Annotated in this window: 4 protein-coding genes and 1 pseudogene; all 5 read left to right on the top strand. The window is 68.0% G+C overall.

From position 1 onward, the window contains the following. A pseudogene (locus JYJ84_RS33005) lies at positions 1–369 on the top strand (hypothetical protein); the annotation flags it as partial. 122 nt (positions 370–491) lie between these two features. Continuing rightward, positions 492–1322 carry an arylamine N-acetyltransferase gene (locus JYJ84_RS33000; RefSeq protein WP_175223547.1) on the top strand — a complete coding sequence of 277 codons (831 nt, stop codon included), beginning with the start codon at positions 492–494 and terminating at the stop codon, positions 1320–1322. An 86-nt stretch (positions 1323–1408) separates the two neighbouring features. Then, complete coding sequence (locus JYJ84_RS32995) at positions 1409–1585, top strand: ribbon-helix-helix domain-containing protein (protein ID WP_122947424.1); 177 nt, start codon at positions 1409–1411, stop codon at positions 1583–1585. A 1-nt stretch (position 1586) separates the two neighbouring features. Beyond that, the gene (locus JYJ84_RS32990; RefSeq protein WP_175223546.1) at positions 1587–1937 is read left to right on the top strand and encodes a glyoxalase/bleomycin resistance/extradiol dioxygenase family protein; all 351 of its coding nucleotides are present in this window, start codon (positions 1587–1589) and stop codon (positions 1935–1937) included. A 7-nt stretch (positions 1938–1944) separates the two neighbouring features. Next, positions 1945–2805 carry a class I SAM-dependent methyltransferase gene (locus JYJ84_RS32985; protein ID WP_205190007.1) on the top strand — a complete coding sequence of 287 codons (861 nt, stop codon included), beginning with the start codon at positions 1945–1947 and terminating at the stop codon, positions 2803–2805. Positions 2806–2879: the final 74 nt, after the last annotated feature.

Genomic DNA, 2879 nt, shown 5'->3' with positions numbered 1-2879 from the left:
TCGCAGATGGGCGGCGCGCAGCAATCCGTGTCGCAGGCGCTCGGCCAGGCGTTCGCGAGCGGTGGCGCGACGCACGGGCCGATCGACAAGCAGGCGTTCAGCAACGGCCTCGCGTCGCTCGGGCAGGGGCTCACGCAGTATTCGCAGCTGCAGTCGGGGCTCGGCAATCTCGGTTCGACGAGCGCGGCGTCGCTGTTGCAGTCGGGCCTGAATCCGCAGAACATGCAGGCTGCGTCGTATATCGCGCAAAGCGCGCCGGGCCAGTTGCAGTCGCTCGCGACGACGCTCAGCCAGGCCGTACAGTTCGCGACGAGCCAGGGTATTTCAGTGCCGTCGATCGCATCGTCCGCGCTGAAGCCGCTGCCATAACGTTGCGCGGGGCTGCGCGCGATGCGGTGCCGGCATCGCGCGCGACGACGAAGATCGCCTCGCCCAACATGGGGAGTGCCCGCGATGCTATCGTGGCGTGTCCCTTTTTTCGGTGCAGGTTCATGACAGACTCGTTCGACCTCTCGCGCTATTTCTCCCGCATCGGCTACGACGGCCCGGTCGAGCCGACGCTCGACGTGCTCCGCCGGCTGCACCTGCTGCACCCGCAGGCGATTCCGTTCGAAAACCTCAATCCGCTGACAGGTGCGCGCGTCGCACTCGACCTGCCGTCGATCGTCGACAAGGTGCTCGCGCATCGCCGCGGCGGCTACTGCTTCGAACTCAACAAGCTGTTCTACACCGCGCTCACGACGATCGGCTTTCGCGTGACGCCGATGATCGCGCGCGTGCGCTGGATGTTGCCGCCGGAAGTCGCCACCGCGCACACGCACATGCTGCTGCGCATCGATCTCGACGGCGCGGCCTGGCTCGCGGACATCGGCTTCGGCAGCGCGACGCTGACTGCGCCGCTGCGTTTCGTGCCGGACGAGCGGCAGCAGACGCCGCACGGCACGTTCCGCGTCGTCGCCGCACCGGTCGACGGGGAATTCGAGGTGCAGGTCGAGACGCCCGATGGCTGGCAGACGACCTATCGCTTCCAGCCGAAGCGGGTCGAGTGGATCGATTACGACGCCGCGAACTGGTTCACGTCGACGTATCCCGAATCGATCTTCCTGCATAACCTGATCGCCTGCCGCGTACTGCCGGACGGTCGTGCGGCGCTGCGCAACACCACGCTGACGATCCGCGACGCGGCGGGCGTCGGGCACGCCGTCACGTTCGACGATGCGGCCGCATGGGGCGCATGCCTGCGCGACACGATCGGCATCGACACGACGGGATTCGATCTCGACGCGCTGTTCGCGCGGCTGGCGGCGCGCGCCGCGACGTAATCCGGATCACGACAGCCAACGGCGGCCCGCACACACGGGCCGCGTGTGCGGTTGACTTTTGCTAGATTGCTAGCATACTAGCCATCATGACCGACGAAGAAGTGAAGCAATTCAACGTGTACCTGCCGCTCAGCCTGATCCGGCAGGTCAAGCATCGCGCCATCGAAACGGAGCAGTCGCTGTCCGCACTGGTGGCCGACGCATTGCGCGCGTACCTGGCCGTGCCACCGCCGGGCGCGGGGCCGTCCACCAAGGAGGAGTGACATGTCATCCGAGCGAATCGAAGCCGTGTACCTGACGACGCACAACTGGGGCAAGTCGGCAAAGTTCTTCCAGGCACTGGGCTTTACGTTGGAGTTCGAAACCGATCACCACTCAGGCCAGCTGCGCAATGGCGACGGCCCCTTCCTGTTCATCGCCGAAGTACCGCCGGGCGAGACGCCGGACATGCAGGTCGTGCTCAAGGTGCCGAACGAACAGGCGGTGGAGCCGCAGCCGATCGTCGACGTCGTCACGCCGTTCGAGGACACCCACTGGGGCACGCGCGACATGACCGTGCGTGATCCGGACGGCCGCGTGTGGCGCCTGCAGGCGCCGGGCAAGCAGGGCGCGTGAGGCGGCCATGACCGAACCCCGCGAAAGCGCCCCCGACAGCACGGCTGCGCGCGTCGCGCTGTGGCGCGCGCAGCACGTCGAACTCGACGCGCCGCCGTATGTGCTCGCCGACGAAGTCGGGCTGCAGCTGCTCGCGCCGGAACCCGGCTGGCAGCAGCGTGGCGACATGGATCCGCAATTCACGCGGCCATTCCGCGCGTCGATCGTCGCGCGGGCACGCTTCATCGAGGATCTGGTGGTCGAGCAGGCCGCGCGTGGCGTGGGCCAGTACGTGATCCTCGGCGCGGGCCTCGACAGCTTCGTGCAGCGCCGGCCGGACATGGCGTCGCGCGTGACCGTCTTCGAAGTCGACCCGCCCGCGCCGCAGGCCTGGAAGCAGCGCCGCCTGGTCGAGCTCGGTTTCGGCGTGCCCGACTGGCTGCGTTTCGTGCCGGTCGATTTCGAGGCGAAGCAGTCATGGCGCGCAGCGCTCGTCGGCGCGGGCTTCGATGCCGGCAAGCCGGCGGTCGTGGTGTCCACCGGCGTCAGCATGTACCTGACGCACGACGCGAATGCGGCCGCGTTGCGCGAAGTCGCCTCGCTCGCGCCGGGCTCGACGCTCGCGATGACGTTCCTGCTGCCGCTGGAGAATGCGGATCCGGACGTGCGTCCGGGGCTTGAAATGGCCGAGAAGGGCGCGCGCGCCAGCGGCACGCCGTTCATCAGTTTCTTCATGCCGGCGCAGATCCAGGCGCTCGCGCGGGAGGCCGGTTTCGCGGCGGCCGCGCATGTATCGGCCGCCGATCTGACGCGCCGCTATTTCTCCGATCGCACCGACGGCCTGCGGCCGCCAAACAACGCGGAAGAGCTGCTGGTCGCGACGGTCTGAGCCGTCGCGACCGTAGCGACCATCACGCCCGTTCGAGCACCGCCATTTCCCGCACGACCACGAGCAGCACCGCG

This window comes from Burkholderia sp. LMG 13014, assembly GCF_905232215.1.
Lineage (GTDB): Bacteria > Pseudomonadota > Gammaproteobacteria > Burkholderiales > Burkholderiaceae > Burkholderia.
Note: the sequence above shows the minus strand (reverse complement) of the source record. Positions and strands in the feature narration are given on the sequence as shown.